The organism is Marivita sp. (assembly GCF_051859345.1).
Taxonomy (GTDB): Bacteria; Pseudomonadota; Alphaproteobacteria; order Rhodobacterales; family Rhodobacteraceae; genus Marivita.
In genome coordinates, this window is record NZ_JBHYFV010000006.1 from 24590 (window position 1) to 37548 (window position 12959).

General features: G+C 61.5%; 16 protein-coding genes. 9 read left to right on the forward strand and 7 right to left on the reverse strand.

Annotated elements, in window-relative coordinates:
* Positions 1-43: 43 nt before the first annotated feature.
* The 8 genes from ACTIEN_RS05855 to ACTIEN_RS05890 all read left to right on the forward strand — a co-directional run bounded on the left by ACTIEN_RS05855 (position 44) and on the right by ACTIEN_RS05890 (position 6588).
* Positions 44-385 (forward strand): ArsR/SmtB family transcription factor, encoded by a 342-nt coding sequence (locus tag ACTIEN_RS05855; RefSeq protein ID WP_439522183.1) that lies wholly within the window; start codon positions 44-46, stop codon positions 383-385.
* Positions 382-858, forward strand: coding sequence for an SRPBCC family protein (locus tag ACTIEN_RS05860; protein ID WP_439522184.1), 477 nt, complete (start codon positions 382-384; stop codon positions 856-858). The genes ACTIEN_RS05855 and ACTIEN_RS05860 overlap by 4 nt, the downstream gene beginning before the upstream one ends.
* A complete protein-coding gene (locus tag ACTIEN_RS05865; RefSeq protein WP_439522185.1) occupies positions 855-1730 on the forward strand; it encodes an SRPBCC domain-containing protein in 876 nt (291 codons plus the stop codon). The genes ACTIEN_RS05860 and ACTIEN_RS05865 overlap by 4 nt, the downstream gene beginning before the upstream one ends.
* 114 nt (positions 1731-1844) lie before the next feature.
* The gene (locus tag ACTIEN_RS05870) at positions 1845-3047 is read left to right on the forward strand and encodes a glycoside hydrolase domain-containing protein (protein WP_439522186.1); all 1203 of its coding nucleotides are present in this window, start codon (positions 1845-1847) and stop codon (positions 3045-3047) included.
* 60 nt (positions 3048-3107) lie between these two features.
* Positions 3108-4367, forward strand: coding sequence for a chromate efflux transporter (chrA, locus tag ACTIEN_RS05875; protein ID WP_439522187.1), 1260 nt, complete (start codon positions 3108-3110; stop codon positions 4365-4367).
* Between the two features lie 76 nt (positions 4368-4443).
* On the forward strand, positions 4444-5136 hold the full coding sequence (pth, locus tag ACTIEN_RS05880) for an aminoacyl-tRNA hydrolase (RefSeq protein ID WP_439522188.1): 693 nt from the start codon (positions 4444-4446) through the stop codon (positions 5134-5136).
* On the forward strand, positions 5133-6170 hold the full coding sequence (locus ACTIEN_RS05885) for a DUF2332 domain-containing protein (protein ID WP_439522189.1): 1038 nt from the start codon (positions 5133-5135) through the stop codon (positions 6168-6170). The genes pth and ACTIEN_RS05885 overlap by 4 nt, the downstream gene beginning before the upstream one ends.
* A gap of 34 nt (positions 6171-6204) precedes the next feature.
* Positions 6205-6588, forward strand: a complete 384-nt coding sequence (locus ACTIEN_RS05890; protein WP_439522190.1) for a DUF2237 family protein — start codon at positions 6205-6207, stop codon at positions 6586-6588.
* Between the two features lie 9 nt (positions 6589-6597).
* Here ACTIEN_RS05890 and ACTIEN_RS05895 read toward each other — a convergent pair whose 3' ends face one another.
* From ACTIEN_RS05895 to ACTIEN_RS05925, 7 genes are all read right to left on the reverse strand, one after another.
* Positions 6598-7128: a helix-turn-helix transcriptional regulator gene (locus ACTIEN_RS05895; protein ID WP_439522191.1), complete on the reverse strand. Its 531-nt coding sequence runs from the start codon at positions 7126-7128 to the stop codon at positions 6598-6600.
* 30 nt (positions 7129-7158) lie between these two features.
* Positions 7159-7596, reverse strand: a complete 438-nt coding sequence (locus ACTIEN_RS05900) for a hypothetical protein (protein WP_439522192.1) — start codon at positions 7594-7596, stop codon at positions 7159-7161.
* A 64-nt stretch (positions 7597-7660) separates the two neighbouring features.
* Positions 7661-8530: a hypothetical protein gene (locus ACTIEN_RS05905; protein ID WP_439522193.1), complete on the reverse strand. Its 870-nt coding sequence runs from the start codon at positions 8528-8530 to the stop codon at positions 7661-7663.
* Positions 8531-8770: 240 nt separating this feature from the next.
* Positions 8771-9991, reverse strand: a complete 1221-nt coding sequence (gene trpB / locus ACTIEN_RS05910; RefSeq protein WP_439522194.1) for a tryptophan synthase subunit beta — start codon at positions 9989-9991, stop codon at positions 8771-8773.
* A gap of 79 nt (positions 9992-10070) precedes the next feature.
* On the reverse strand, positions 10071-11399 hold the full coding sequence (locus ACTIEN_RS05915) for an MATE family efflux transporter (protein WP_439522195.1): 1329 nt from the start codon (positions 11397-11399) through the stop codon (positions 10071-10073).
* Positions 11392-11898 carry a PaaI family thioesterase gene (locus ACTIEN_RS05920; RefSeq protein WP_439522196.1) on the reverse strand — a complete coding sequence of 169 codons (507 nt, stop codon included), beginning with the start codon at positions 11896-11898 and terminating at the stop codon, positions 11392-11394. Before ACTIEN_RS05920 ends, ACTIEN_RS05915 begins: the two co-directional genes overlap by 8 nt.
* 1 nt (position 11899) lies before the next feature.
* Positions 11900-12322, reverse strand: a complete 423-nt coding sequence (locus tag ACTIEN_RS05925; protein WP_439522197.1) for a PaaI family thioesterase — start codon at positions 12320-12322, stop codon at positions 11900-11902.
* A 121-nt stretch (positions 12323-12443) separates the two neighbouring features.
* On the opposite strand from ACTIEN_RS05925, the gene ACTIEN_RS05930 reads away from it, so the two are divergent.
* Positions 12444-12815: a MerR family transcriptional regulator gene (locus ACTIEN_RS05930; protein ID WP_439522198.1), complete on the forward strand. Its 372-nt coding sequence runs from the start codon at positions 12444-12446 to the stop codon at positions 12813-12815.
* Positions 12816-12959 lie beyond the last annotated feature (144 nt).

Genomic DNA, 12959 nt, shown 5'->3' on the forward strand with positions numbered 1-12959 from the left:
AAGTTTTTCTTGCCCGGTTGCTGGAGGTCCATTAGTAAGAGACATGGCTAAGTATGATGCCGACCTCTCGATTCTGTTTCACGCCCTGGCGGACCCGACCCGGCGGTCCATCCTGACGCGGCTGGCCAGCGGACCCGCACCGGTAAGCGAACTCGCGGCGCCCACCGGGCTTCGGCTGCCAACGGTGATGCGTCATCTTTCGGTGCTGGAAGACGCAGGGCTGATCGCCACGTCGAAGGACGGGCGCGTGCGCACCTGTGCCATCCTGCCCGAGGCGATGGTTCCGATGCGGACATGGTTCGATGAGCAACAGGATATCTGGGAAGCCCGGCTTGATCGGCTGGACGAGTATGTAATGAAATTGATGCAGGAGCGCGACCCATGACACACGATCTCGATCCGACCACTGACCTGAGTTTCACGCGCACCCTGGCGGCACCGCGACAGGTGATCTGGGATTGCTGGACAAACCCCCGGCATATCCCGCATTTCTTCGTTCCCGCACCGCACAAGGTGACAGAGGTCGAGATCGACCTGCGGGTTGGCGGGCGGTTCAACACAACGTTCGAAGTGGACGGCACCCTGATGGACAACAAAGGCGTCTACCTGGAGGTGATGCCGCAAGAAAAACTTGTGTTTACAGACACCTATACCGAGGGTTGGAAACCCGCATCCGAGCCCTTCATGACGGCCATCCTGCTATTGTCGGACGCGCCCGACGGCGGAACGATCTACACCGCGATTGCCCGCCACCGCTCATCCGCAAGTCGCGAAACACATGAAAGCATGGGCTTCCACGATGGCTGGGGCACCGTCGCAACGCAGCTCGAGACCTATGCAAAAGGATTGTCGACATGACCGACAGGTTCGCGACCCTGAACTTTGAACGACAGGTCTCGGCCCCGGTTTCAACACTTTGGCAGGCATGGACAGCGCCCGCAGCACGGGCCGTTTGGGCATCGCCCGCGCCCGAGGTGACAGTAGAGTTCATCGAGGCCGATACCCGCATCGGCGGGCGCGAGATCTCGATATGCAGGGTTGCGGGACAGCCGGATATCCAGGTCGATGGCGGTTGGCTTGTCCTGCAGGACGCGGTGCGCAGCGTTGGCCACGAGGTGATTTCTTGCGAGGGTGACCCGCTGTCCGCCGCTTTGGTCACCGCGGATTTCACAGCCGAAGGAACAGGCAGCCGCGTCGCGGTGACGGTGCAGATTTCGTCTTTGTCAGAAGATATGGTGCCGGGCTATCAGCAGGGCTTTGGCGCCGGGATGGACAATCTGGCGGATGTGGCAAACCGGACGATGGTGTTGAGCCGGGTGATCGACGCACCCCGGCATGTGGTCTGGGGCGCATGGCTCAACCCCGAAACCCTGCCGCAATGGTGGGGACCGGACGGCTTTTCCTGTCGAACCGACCGGATCGACCTTCAGACCGGGGGCGAATGGGTTTTCGACATGATCGCACCGGACGGCACGGTGTTCCCGAACCATCATCTTTACAGCGAAGTCCGGAACGAGGACCGTATCGCCTATGCGCTTCTCTCGGGAGAAAACGGTCCCAAACACGCCGATGCCTGGGCGTCATTCGAGGAAACGGACGGGAGGACAACCGTCACCCTTGGAATGATCTTTTCCACGGCTTCGCAATACTCCGAGGCCAAGGGCTTTGGTGCTGAAAAGCTCGGATTGCAGACCCTTGGCAAACTTGCGAGCTTTGTCGGGGCGGCTTGAGTCAGCGGAAGAAGAGCTGTCCAACCTCACCTCCTTTCAAACCGGTCGCAAAAACGGCCTCACTGGCGTATGCTCCTGACGTTGTTGTTAACCAGGGTCCGGAGGGTACGCGACATGTTCAGATGTGTGCTTGTTGCACTTCTCGCACTGGCCTTCCCGACGCCGGGTGCGGCACAGGCCGACACCCGTGTTGCGATTATTGATACGGCCTACGACACCCGACCCTATCTGGATCAGCTCAAGGATCGGGGAGTCACTGTGATCGGACGCTACTACGCGCGCTGCGATCAGCCGGAATACGGCCTGACACAAAAGCGGATGATCAATCAGGGTCCATCCAATGACCCCGGTAGCGAGGTGTCACAGATCTTTGCCAAGGGGTTCGCGATCCTGTCGATCTATCAATATTACAGCAACACGCCGAACAAGTTCCGCGGCCAGAACCGTGAGGGCAAGGCATTGCCTGACGCCAACTGCAACTGGACCGGGGCAAGCCGCAGCGCCGCGCAAGAGGCCGAACTAGATGTGCAGGCGGCGATCTCTCAGGCGCAGGCCGTGGGCCAGCCGCGCGGAACGGCGATCTATTTTGGCGTCGATTTCAATTTCACCGACAGTGACACAGACACCATTGACCAGATGGTGGCCTATTTTCGCGTCATCAAGGACCGCATGGATGCGGCGGGCTACAAGGTCGGGGCTTATGGCAGTGGCCACGCCCACCAGATCCTCAAAGCGGCGCGCGACACTCGTGGCAACATCGGTCTGATCGACTATTCCTGGATTTCCGCCTCACGGGCGTTTTCGCGCACAAGCGCCTTTCATCGCTCTGGCGACTGGCATTTGTTCCAGAATCAGGTGGATCGCGAATGGTTCGGCAGCACCGGATCCGGAGGATGCCGACGCGGTCTGCCGCTGGATACAAATGTGCAGAACATGTTTCAGGACCCGGATGTCGGTTTCTGGCGCGCAAGCGAAAGCCACGTCGTGGACGAGGGGCGCACCTTTGACATCTTTGCCACCCGCCGATTTGCCTGTGATGGCGATGCAGTGGTGCGGCGCGACAAGGGATCATCGGCGTCGGATGTGCTCAGCAAGACGCAGTGCAAGGCCGGCAAGGCGGTTCAGCTGCCGCCCAGGATCGACTTTGCCAACGCCGCGCGGGTCGGAGATGTGACAGAGAACCTGATCCAGGTCGATGTGGACGATGACGGCGAATTTGACGGCTGGACATGGCACGGCAACCTGACGGCGCATTTCGGCTACAAACCCGACTGGATTTTCGAAACCGCGAAACGCAACGCGCAATCCTGCGAATGATGTGACATCTATGACCGGTCTGTCACTCCGGTGACACGTTGATCAGAGACACCGTCCCCCATGCCTCCTTCGCTTGCGTCCCTTTTTTCCGTCTTCCTAAAAATCGGACTTCTGTCCTTTGGCGGGCCTGCTGCCCAGATCGCGCTGATGCACCGCATGCTGGTGGACGAGCGTGATTGGCTGACCGAAAAACAATTTCTCAACGCTCTGAGCTTTTGCATGCTTCTGCCCGGACCGGAGGCGATGCAGCTTGCAACCTATGCCGGCTGGCGGTTGCATGGAGTGATCGGCGGGTTGATCGCGGGTGTGTTGTTCGTGGTGCCGGGGGCGGCGGTGATCTTTGTGCTTGCGCTGCTGTATGTGACCTATGGCCAGATGCCGCTTGTCAGCACGCTCTTTCTCGGGGTTCAGGCGGTGGCCGTGGTGATCGTGGTCGAAGCGTTGCTCAAGGTGTCCAGGCGCGCCTTGGTCGGAACCGGGCATTGGGTGATCGCAGGGCTGGCCTTTGCCGCGATCTTTTTCTTTGCGGTTCCGTTTCCGGTCATCGTCATCGCGGCTGGGCTCTATGGTGCCATCGCGGCCAGCCCGACCGCCACTGACGATATGGCGGCGCCGGTCACGGTGTCTGCCACACGCAGTGGAGCGACACTGGCGGTTGGGCTTGTCCTCTGGGGTGCGCCTATCTTGCTCGTGGACGCGGTGTTCGGAAGCACGATCCTGACGGAGCTAAGCCTGTTCTTCTCAAAACTTGCCGTTGTCACCTTCGGCGGAGCGTACGCGGTGCTGGCCTACATGGCGCAGGATGTCGTGATCCAATATGGCTGGCTGACACCGACCGAGATGATGGACGGGCTGGGGCTTGCCGAAACCACGCCGGGTCCGCTGATCCTTGTGACGCAATTCGTCGGCACCCTGGCCGCCTTTCGCGACGGCGGATACGCGCTGGCCGTGGCTGGGGGAATGTTGACGCTTTGGGTGACGTTTGTGCCGTGTTTTCTGTGGATTTTTGTCGGTGCGCCTTACATCGACTGGATTTCCTCGCAACCCCGGCTGAACGGCGCACTGCGCGCGATCACGGCAGCGGTTGTGGGGGTGATCCTGAATCTGTCTCTCTGGTTTGCCTTGCATGTCCTGTTCCGCACGGTCCGGGAAACCCAACTGGGAATGCTGCGCCTTTGGGTGCCGGACGCGGCGACGCTCAACTGGCAGGCGGTCGCGCTGATGGCGCTGTCTGCCGTGTTGCTGCTGCGCGCGCATCTGGCGATTGGATGGGTTCTGGGCATCTCGGCTCTTGCCGCCCTCGGACTGGCACAGATTTGACCGGCAGGCTTTTGCCCTTCGCCCCGGTTTCGCCTAGAGAAAGACAACCGCTTTTCGCATGGAGGCACAGGCAGCGATGAAACTCTTTGTGGGTCTTGGCAATCCCGGCGCGAAATACGCGCAGAACCGGCACAATATCGGCTTTATGGCGATGGACCAGATCGCGTCGGATCATGGCTTTGCACCCTGGAAATCAAAGTTTCAGGGCGAAGCGACGGAAGGTCGGTTGGGCGACGAGAAGGTTCTGCTTCTTAAGCCAGGCACGTTCATGAATCGCTCGGGCCAGTCGGTGCAGGCGGCGATGCAGTTCTACAAGCTCGCGCCTGCCGACGTGACCGTGTTTCACGATGAGCTTGATCTTGCTCCGGGCAAATGCCGCGTCAAACAGGGCGGTGGGCATGCGGGGCATAATGGGTTGCGGTCGATCCACGGCCATATCGGCGAGGCGTATGGCCGGGTGCGGCTGGGCATCGGGCATCCGGGGCACAAGGATGCGGTGGCGGGCTATGTGCTGCACGATTTTCCAAAGGCCGATGCGGACTGGCTGGACGATCTGTTGCGCGGGATTGCCGACGGAGCCCCGCATCTTGCCGAGGGCGATGCGGGCAAGTTCATGAACGCGGTTGCGCTGCGCGTGGCCCCGGCGCGGTCGTCGAAAACGCCGGCGCAATCACCTGCCAAGGCCGAGGTGCCAAAGCCCGCTTCCAAGCCACAACCGGAACCGGACGTCCGCAACCCGCTGCAAAAGCTGATGGACAGGTTCAAGTGACCCTGAACGACGCGCTGTTGCGCCAGGCGCAAAGCTGTGCAGCACTGGACTCGCCGTTCATGGCGCGCGTGTTGCCGATACTGGCCAAGGTCTGGCCTGTGGGGTCGGCGCTGGACAAGGCCGTGGCGGCTTTCGAGGGCGACATTAGCCCAAACGGGCATTCCCTGCCCTTGCGGCTCGCTGCGGGTCTGCATGCGTTGGTGTTGACCGGGCAGGATATGGAACTGGCAGCGGTCTACCCACCTAACGCAGTTTCCGACGACAGGCTGGGGGCCGCACTGACCAGCGCGCTGGCCGTGCATGCAGCGTTCCTGATCGACTGGATCGCCTCTGCGCCACAGACCAACGAGGTGCGCCGGTCTGCCGTGCTGATCGCCGGGACACATGCGCTGGTGCAGCGGACCGGCGTTGCACAGGTCCACCTGTCCGAACTGGGGGCAAGTGCGGGACTGAACCTGATGTTCGACCAATATGCGCTCGTGGCGGGCGACACACGGCTGGGGCCAGAACATGCGGCGCTGTCACTTGATCCGGACTGGACCGGGCCAGCGCCTGTAAACGCGCCTTTTGAGGTGACCGACCGGTGCGGTGTCGACCTCAACCCGCTTGATCCGCACAACGCCGAAGATGCGCTGCGCCTGCGGGCCTATCTCTGGGCGGATCAGGCGCACCGGGTTGCGCTGACCGATGCGGCCATTGCACTGAACAGCGCCACGGTTGATCGCGGCGATGCCGTGGACTGGCTGGAGCAGCGTTTGACGGGAGCGCCGCGCGGGCAGATGCACCTGATCTATCACACCGTGGCGTGGCAGTATTTCCCGCCTGAACGGCAGGCGCTTGGGAAAGCCTTGATCGAGGCGGCGGGCGCAAGGGCCACCCTGGACGACCCCGTCGCATGGCTGCGGATGGAGGCCGATGGCGCGACACCCGGCGCGTCGGTCACGGCGAGGCTGTGGCCAGGCGATCATGCCCTCACCTTTGGACGCGCAGATTTTCATGGCCGCTGGGTAGATTGGTCCCCCGATCCCGATTAGGTGTGGTGTAAGATCCGCCACCAAGGAGGCCCGAATGGAACCAGACGAAGCGATCAACGTGTTGGGCGGCCCGCTTGCGCAATGCTCTGCCGATCCTGTGACGGGGTTTTTCCGCGATGGGCATTGCAACACCTGCGCCGCCGATCAGGGCAGTCACACCGTTTGCGCGGTCATGACGGCAGAGTTCCTTGCCTATTCGAAATACGTCGGAAACGACCTGAGCACACCCATTCCGCAATTCCGTTTTCCGGGCCTGAAGCCGGGTGATCGCTGGTGCCTTTGCGCATCGCGCTTCTTGCAGGCACATGACGAAGGATGCGCCCCCAAGGTGAGCCTTGAGTCAACGCATCTGCGCGCGCTGGACGTGGTGCCGATGCGGGTTCTGGAACAGCACGACATCAATGCAACCAGGATGTGATCCACAGGATCAGGACGCTTTGTCCATCTGTGGTCTGTCTTCGGTGTTCATCCCGGCTAGGGGATCGGTCATCAATTCGTCGATGAAAAGGCTCAGCAATTGCGGCCGTCCCGAGACCCCCGCCTTGCGGTAGATCGCGTTGGTCTGGGCTTTTACCGTGCCCTCGGAGGTGTTGCGCAAGTTGGCGATATCGGCGGTGCTCAGTCCCTTGATCGAAAACAGCGCCACATCCTTTTCCGCAGGTGTAAGCCCCCAGTCCGCAAACCTCTCGTGCAGCACATCCATGAACGCCCCCGACGCCAGCCGCAGGCTTTCTTCGGCGGCGCGCTGACGCCGGATCGAGCGGACCATCAGTGTCACACTGACGACCATGCCCAGGATCAGCCCGATCACCGCGCCGATCTGGGCGAGTTCATAATAGACCCAGGCAATCGGCGACGAGGCGATGCCGAACATACTGCCCAGGATGTCCCACAACAGGAACAACCCGCTGGCCAGTTGCAGCACGCCGAGGGGGATCAGGACGACCCAGATCTTCACAGGCGGACCAGCGCCTTTGTGGATGCACAATCAGTCGTCATCATCGTCATCATCATCATCGCCGCCGCTGTTGTCGTCATCGTCCCTGTCGTCATCCCGACCGCGGTCCTCACCGCCGCGGCGCCCGCTGTTGTCGTCATCGTCCCGGTCATCGTCGTCATCATCGCGGTCGTCATCATCACGGTCGTCATCGGAATCACGATCATCGCTGTCGCGGCCGCGATCGGACCGGTCGACGTAATCCCGCAAGATCGCTCCTGTCGATGGGTTCAGAACGATCTCCCGGCGGCCGCGAGGCCCCGTGGCGACAATCCGCGTGCGGCCCAGCAGCGTGCGGCCAAGCGTGATCCGTTGATAACCCTGACGTTTGAGCTGATTGACCACCTGATCCTCGGCGGTCTGCGCAAACACGCCACCGGGAAGTGCGACACCCGCCAGAAGGCCTGCCAATAGCTGTCTTCGTTTCATTCCCAACCTCCAAGAGGCTCCCGCGCGATGAGCGGAAGCCTCTGATCTTCAGCTATCAGACGTTTCAATCATCGTCATCATTGTCGTCGTCGTCGTCATTGTCGTCATCGTCATCATTGTCGTCGTCATCATTATCATCATCGTCGTCGTCATTGTCGTCACGGGAGTCGTCCCGGCCACCACGACCATCGTCATCGTCATCGTCCTGTCCACCACGGCGGTCATCGTCGTCGTCATCATCCCGACCACCACGGCGGTCATCGTCGTCGTCATCCCGACCACTGCGGCTGCCTGAATCATCCCTGTCATCAGAGCGCGAACCGTCGACAAAGTCACGGTCACGGCTACGAACCTCGACACCGGGGCGCGTGTCTTCACCGGCGCGAACGGTTTCCACTTCCTGTTTGATCACGTCACCTGTGGCACGGTCAAAGACGGTTTCGACCTTTTCGGTGCCCCGGATCGCCTCGACCTTGGTCTGGGTCAGGCCGGTCTTGACCTCAATCCGCGTAAAGCCCTGTGCCTGAAGGTCGCTGACGATCTGGTCGGTGCTGGTGCCACCGGTGCCGGTGCTGATGATGGAGGTCGACGTACCAGACACCGAGGGGCTGCGGCTGTCATCCGACAACCGAGCAGCATCCACGAAGTCACGGTCGCGGTTGCGGATTTCGACACCGGGACGGGTGTCTTCCCCGGCACGGACGCGCTCGACTTCCTGTTTGAGGATGTTGCCCGTCGCGCGGTCATAGACCACTTCGAGCTTTTGCGTCCCACGGATCGCCTCGACTTTGATCTGGCCGATGCCATTGTCGATCTCGATACGTTGGAAACCTTGGTTCGTAAGGTCGTTGATGATCTGGTCGGTTTCTGACTGGGCCATGGCCATGGTGCTGGCGAACGTCGCGAAGATCGCGGAAAACAATGTCTTTTTCACTGGGAAAGTCCTTTCAAGTCCGGTGACCTGCGGTGGTGCAGGTACGGCGACTTTGACCGCATTGGTCGCATCAGGACATTTGCAGAAGGTTTAATCCCCGGTCCATAAACCCTGGCCCCATGCCCCTAAACCGTGGTTTATGCGGACCCTTGGACGTTTTCGCCAAAAGAAAACCCCCCGCGCCCAAAGGGCCCGAGGGGTGGAAAGGTCCGCATAGGTCTTTGGTTTATGCGGCGGGTGTCAGTCCATGTCGAATCCAAGGTGCTTGGCGACGGTATAGATGTCCTTGTCGCCGCGTCCGCACATGTTCATGCAGATGATGTGATCCTTGGGCAACTCGGGCGCGATCTTCATCACATGGGCCAGCGCGTGGCTGGGTTCCAGCGCCGGGATGATGCCTTCGAGCGCACAGCTCAGCTGGAACGCCTCGAGCGCTTCGGTGTCGGTGATCGACACATATTTCGCGCGGCCGATGTCGTGCAGCCAGGCGTGTTCGGGGCCGATGCCCGGATAGTCGAGGCCCGCCGAAATGCTGAACCCTTCAAGGATCTGGCCGTCGTCGTCCTGCAGAAGATAGGTGCGGTTGCCATGCAGCACGCCGGGACGACCACCTGTCAGGGAGGCGCAATGCTCCATCTTTTCGTTCACACCCTTGCCGCCCGCTTCGACGCCGATGATGCTGACCTCCTTGTCATCAAGGAACGGGTAGAACAGGCCCATCGCGTTCGACCCGCCACCAATCGCGGCGATCAGCGTGTCGGGCAGACGGCCCTCTGCCTCGTGCATCTGGTCTCGGACCTCCTTGCCGATGATCGACTGGAAATCGCGGACCATCGCCGGGTAGGGGTGCGGACCGGCCACAGTGCCGATGCAGTAGAACGTGTCACGCACATTGGTCACCCAGTCGCGCAGCGCGTCGTTCATCGCGTCTTTCAGAGTGCCGCGACCGGAGGTGACCGGGATCACCTCGGCGCCCAGCAGTTTCATGCGGAACACATTGGGCTGCTGACGTTCGACATCATGCGCGCCCATGTAGACGACACATTTCAGGCCGAACTTGGCGCAGACGGTGGCGGTGGCGACGCCATGCTGGCCCGCGCCGGTTTCCGCGATGATGCGGGTCTTGCCCATGCGGCGGGCAAGGATGATCTGGCCCAGCACGTTGTTGATCTTGTGCGCGCCGGTATGGTTCAGCTCGTCGCGCTTCATGTAGACTTTCGCGCCGCCCAGATGTTCGGTCAGCCGTTCGGCATGATAAAGCGGGCTGGGGCGACCGACATAATGCTTCCAGAGGAAATCCATTTCCTCCCAGAAGCTCTCATCGGTCTTGGCGCGCTCGTATTGTTCTTCGAGTTCGAGAATGAGCGGCATCAGGGTTTCCGAGACAAACCGCCCGCCGAAGATACCGAAACGGCCCTTTTCGTCGGGGCCGGTCATGAAGCTGTTGAATAGGTCGTTCATCGCGCGCGCCTCTCTTGTCGAACGTGACACAGGTAGCGGTGCCGGGCGCGATGAGCAAGGGCAAGCGCCGCTCGGTGGCTTACTCCGCAACCGACCGTTCAAGCGCCGGATAACGCCAGGCCAGTGTCGCACCTCGTACCACGAAGGAGATCAACAGCGCCATCCACAGCCCGTGATTGCCGAACACAGGCAAAAAGGCGACCGCCGCGCCCGCAAAGATCAGTGCCGACACCAGCATCATGTTGCGCATGTCGGCGGTGCGCGTGGCCCCGATGAAGATGCCATCGAACATGAACGACGCCAGCGCCAGAACCGGCACGCAGACCATCCACGGCAAATAGGCGGCCGCAGCGGATTGCACTTCGGCGTTCTTGGCCATGATCGCCACGATGTCATTCCCGAACATCCCAAAACCCAGCGCCAGAACCGTGGCCGATCCGAGCCCCCAGAAGCTTGACAGGATGGCTGACCGTCGCAGCGCGGGAACGGCCCGCGCGCCCACCGCCTGCCCCACAAGGGCTTCGGCCGAAAACGCAAAGCCATCGAGCGCAAAGGCGGTGATATGAAGAAATTGCAGCAAGACCTGGTTTGCGGCCAGCGTTACATCACCGAAATCGGCCCCGAGAAACATGAAAGACAGGAATATCCCCTCGAGCAGCAGCGACCGGATCAGGATGTCCGAATTGACCTGTGCCATACGCAGCAGCTTGACCCGGTCGAACACCCGCGCCCAGTTGCGCCAGTCGGGCACACGGAAGGCGGCACGGCACAGGTAGAGGCCCATCGCAAGCCCGGTCCATTCGGCAAGGAAGGTCGCGAAGGCAACGCCGTTCACACCCCATCCCAGCCCCAGCACGAACCACAGGTTCAGCACCACGTTCACGCCGTTCATCCAGAGTTGCAGGGCCAGGACCGCACCGGTGCGTTCTTGCGCAATCAGCCAGCCGGTGATGCCGAAGACCGCGATGGCCGCCGGGGCCGACCAGACCCGGATCGCCATGTATCCCTGCGCCAGTGTCTCGACCTCGGCACTTGCCGGTGCGATGCTGAACGCGGCCCAGAACAAGGGGATCTGCAAGAGGATAATCGCAATGCCCCCGGCGAAGGCGATCATCAGAACCCGCGTGAGAAGCGCGGCCACCTCGGCCCGGTTGCCCTGCCCCAGCGCCTGTGCCGCAAGCCCTGTCGTTCCCATCCGCAGAAAACCGAATACCCAGTAGATGGCCGACAGAACAATCGCTCCGATGCCGACCGCGCCGATCGGCGCTGCCAACCCCATCTGGCCGACGACGCCGGTATCTACCGCGCCAAGGATCGGGATGGTGACATTCGACAGGACAATCGGCAGCGCGATCTTGAGCACGCGCCCATGTGTCACCTCGCGCGGGGCAAGGGCCGTATCAGTCATGTCTGGGCATCAGGAAATGTGCTGTTGCCTGTGCAAAGGGACGGTCGCGGTTGTCCTGCCAGGCGACCGCCTGAACCGACGCATAGCGTCGCCCGGCGCGGGTGATCGTGGCGCGGGCATACGCGTCGCGCGGCAGCCCGGACCGCAGATAATCCACAGTAAAGTCAATCGTCTTGGGCAGGCGCGGCAGATCGCCCGCCGCCAGAGACTCGACATCCAACGCACCGCTTTCCAAGTCCTCCCAGATATACGCCCAACTGAGCGAGATCACCGCGGAGACCTCGAGAAAGGCTGCCGTGACGCCCCCGTGAATGGCGGGAAGCATCGGGTTGCCGATCAGTTTTTCGTCAAAGGACAGGTTGCCGGTCAATTCGTCACCACGGCGGTCAAAGCTGATCCCCATGAAGGTGATGTAGGGCACGCCGCTCACCAGCGCATTGAGCGCGGCATCGCGGCGTTGCTTGACGACCTGAACGGGTTCGGGGGCTTTGCGTTCCATCTCAGCGACCCTCCACGGTAAAGGCGCCGGTGGCGGTTGCGACGGGGCGGTCGGTGTCGTCGTCGCAGGCGGTGGCGCGAACAAAGGCGACCGAGCGGGTGATGTGATACACTTCGGCGCGGGCGGTGATCGTCTGACCGGGGGTAGCGGCACGCATGTAGTCGATGCGCAGGTCTATGGTGGCTGTTCCGGCAGGCGCATCCGGGTGACTCATGACCGCGGCCCCGCCGCAGGTGTCCATCAGGGCAGACACCGCGCCACCGTGAATCACACCGGTTTTCGGATCACCGATAAAGCGCGTGTCGTAAGGCATGCTGATCTCGGCCATGCCATCCCCCAGTTCGATGATCTCCATACCCAGGGCAGTGGCATGGGGGACCGTTTGTATGAACTGTCGGGCGATCCTGGTTTTTTCGGCGCTCATAAATGTCCCTCGTCTGCTGACCCCCACTTACGCCGCTTCGCGCGCAGAGGCCAGACACCCGAACACGTTGTTGCCCTGACCGCAGGCCGGTGGCATGGTCAAGGCTTGAGAAGGGGACCACATGGCAGAGCAGCGTCTGAGTTTCAAAGAGATGTGCGCCAAATTCGATGTGACGCCGCGCACGCTCAGGTACTATGAATATATCGAGCTTCTGCAGCCCGAGAGGGACGGCAGATCGCGATGGTACGGCCCGAAAGAAGTGGCCCGGATGACGCTGATCCTCCGAGGGCGCAAGTTCGGGTTTCAACTGGAAGACATCCGACAGTGGCTTCTGATCTACGAACACGACGGCACCGAGGCGCAAATGCGCGCCTGGATCGAACTGGCTGATCGCCAGCTTGTAGAGCTTGATGAACAGCGCAAGCAGCTTGATGAAGCAATCGCCGAACTCAGGGATCTGCGCAACCAGACGGCTGCGAACCTCGACGGCTGACCCGGCCATTCACATCACCGCGCGGCCGTCAGCCGAGTCGGTGCGCCTTAGCCCCCGCATTGCGGTACGGTATTCCATACCCTTGCAGAGATGGACATCCAAAGCGCTTTGAAAGAAAATTTCGGCGCGATGGGGGTGACGCAG

What these genes read in the sequence shown, in the direction of transcription:
- ACTIEN_RS05870 (WP_439522186.1), top strand. Translation starts at nt 1,845, where the DNA reads ATGTTCAGATGTGTGCTTGTTGCACTTCTCGCACTGGCCTTCCCGACG.
- ACTIEN_RS05930 (WP_439522198.1), top strand. Translation starts at nt 12,444, where the DNA reads ATGGCAGAGCAGCGTCTGAGTTTCAAAGAGATGTGCGCCAAATTCGAT.
- ACTIEN_RS05925 (WP_439522197.1), bottom strand. Translation starts at nt 12,322, where the DNA reads ATGAGCGCCGAAAAAACCAGGATCGCCCGACAGTTCATACAAACGGTC.
- ACTIEN_RS05900 (WP_439522192.1), bottom strand. Translation starts at nt 7,596, where the DNA reads ATGAAACGAAGACAGCTATTGGCAGGCCTTCTGGCGGGTGTCGCACTT.
- trpB (WP_439522194.1), bottom strand. Translation starts at nt 9,991, where the DNA reads ATGAACGACCTATTCAACAGCTTCATGACCGGCCCCGACGAAAAGGGC.
- ACTIEN_RS05860 (WP_439522184.1), top strand. Translation starts at nt 382, where the DNA reads ATGACACACGATCTCGATCCGACCACTGACCTGAGTTTCACGCGCACC.
- ACTIEN_RS05920 (WP_439522196.1), bottom strand. Translation starts at nt 11,898, where the DNA reads ATGGAACGCAAAGCCCCCGAACCCGTTCAGGTCGTCAAGCAACGCCGC.
- ACTIEN_RS05890 (WP_439522190.1), top strand. Translation starts at nt 6,205, where the DNA reads ATGGAACCAGACGAAGCGATCAACGTGTTGGGCGGCCCGCTTGCGCAA.
- ACTIEN_RS05855 (WP_439522183.1), top strand. Translation starts at nt 44, where the DNA reads ATGGCTAAGTATGATGCCGACCTCTCGATTCTGTTTCACGCCCTGGCG.
- chrA (WP_439522187.1), top strand. Translation starts at nt 3,108, where the DNA reads ATGCCTCCTTCGCTTGCGTCCCTTTTTTCCGTCTTCCTAAAAATCGGA.
- ACTIEN_RS05915 (WP_439522195.1), bottom strand. Translation starts at nt 11,399, where the DNA reads ATGACTGATACGGCCCTTGCCCCGCGCGAGGTGACACATGGGCGCGTG.
- pth (WP_439522188.1), top strand. Translation starts at nt 4,444, where the DNA reads ATGAAACTCTTTGTGGGTCTTGGCAATCCCGGCGCGAAATACGCGCAG.
- ACTIEN_RS05865 (WP_439522185.1), top strand. Translation starts at nt 855, where the DNA reads ATGACCGACAGGTTCGCGACCCTGAACTTTGAACGACAGGTCTCGGCC.